The organism is Tropicibacter alexandrii, assembly GCF_003667315.2.
Classification (GTDB): domain Bacteria; phylum Pseudomonadota; class Alphaproteobacteria; order Rhodobacterales; family Rhodobacteraceae; genus Tropicibacter; species Tropicibacter alexandrii.
In genome coordinates this window covers 1-1,186 of the sequence record NZ_RCTZ02000058.1, presented here as the reverse complement: position 1 = coordinate 1,186, position 1,186 = coordinate 1, and the positions used below count along the sequence as shown (strand labels likewise).

The 1,186-nt window shown below is 54.0% G+C and carries 1 pseudogene; it reads right to left on the bottom strand.

The features are described from left to right. Positions 1-322: 322 nt before the first annotated feature. Positions 323-1,117: pseudogene (locus D8Z78_RS24340) on the bottom strand (IS110 family RNA-guided transposase); the annotation flags it as partial. Positions 1,118-1,186: the final 69 nt, after the last annotated feature.

The following is a 1,186-nucleotide window of genomic DNA, read 5'->3' as shown; positions in this document are numbered from 1 at the left end:
GCGAGCATAAATGCTCTTGATCACGTCGCCTAAGTTTTGAACAAAAAACTCTCCGGCAAACCCGGGGCGGTTCAGGTGTATGGGGGGCTGGGCAACAGATGAGCTGCGCCAAAGGTTTGCTATCGTGGTTGAACTTGAACACCAAATTGGTGTTCAGCTCTATGCGCGGCTTCGTCCTCGTCTGCGGACGTGATCTGTACCCTTTTGGTCAAAACATGGTTACCCTGTAACCGGCCTCAGGTGGCCGAAGGCATCTGTAAGATTAAGGATCAAGTCTCAACAGTGATGTCGGCCACATTCAATTTTTACGACGGAATCTCGATCAATACCTGTCATCCCGAGCCTTAAACTTGCGAGCTGGCTGCTTATGCTTCAGCATGGAATGCATGATGACGGCGAGTTTGCGAGCAACGGCGACCGCCGCCCGCTTGAAGCCAAGGCGGTCGCGCAATTGAAGCCCCCAGGTTTTTAGATCACTGACCGTTTCGGCTCGAGTCCTCGTAAGCAACGAGGTCGCAGCCTCGTAGAGGAGCCCACGCAATCGTTGATCCCCCCTTCGAGAGATGTGGCCGTTAAAATCCATCTCTCCCGATTGGTATCGGCGTGTGGTGAGGCCAAGCCATGCGCCGACAGATCGGGACTTCGGAAAGTTCCTCGGGTCTTCGATAGCGGCCACATAGGAAACTGCTGTGATCGCCCCGATGCCTGGTATCGTCATGAGCAAACGCGTGCTTTGGCACTGTCGCGCCGCCAACAAGAGCTGGCGGCTGAGCGTAGACGCCCGCTCCCTGACAGCTTGCCAAGCTTCGAGCAGCGGATAGATGATCCCTTTCAACTCGATATGTCCGTCCAGTAGATCGTTAACCTTTTCTATGAACACCCGGCCTTTGCTCTTGGGCACGACAAGACCGAAAGTCTTCATCAAACCACGGATCTGATTGGTCAATTGTGTCGTGATGGCCAGGAGTTGCGTGCGGGCTGCAACCAATGACCGGATCAGCATCGCTTCGAACGACTTGACCCTAACAGCCTTATAGAAGCCGGTTTCGGCAAGTTTGGCCAATCCCTCAGCATCGTTTGCATCGGTCTTGTTCAACGTCTCACCCAGATGAGAACGTCAGTGCAAAAGTGAGCCACGGAAGTGGCGGGATAGTCTTGCTGCGGGCAGAGTAAAACTTTGCCACTT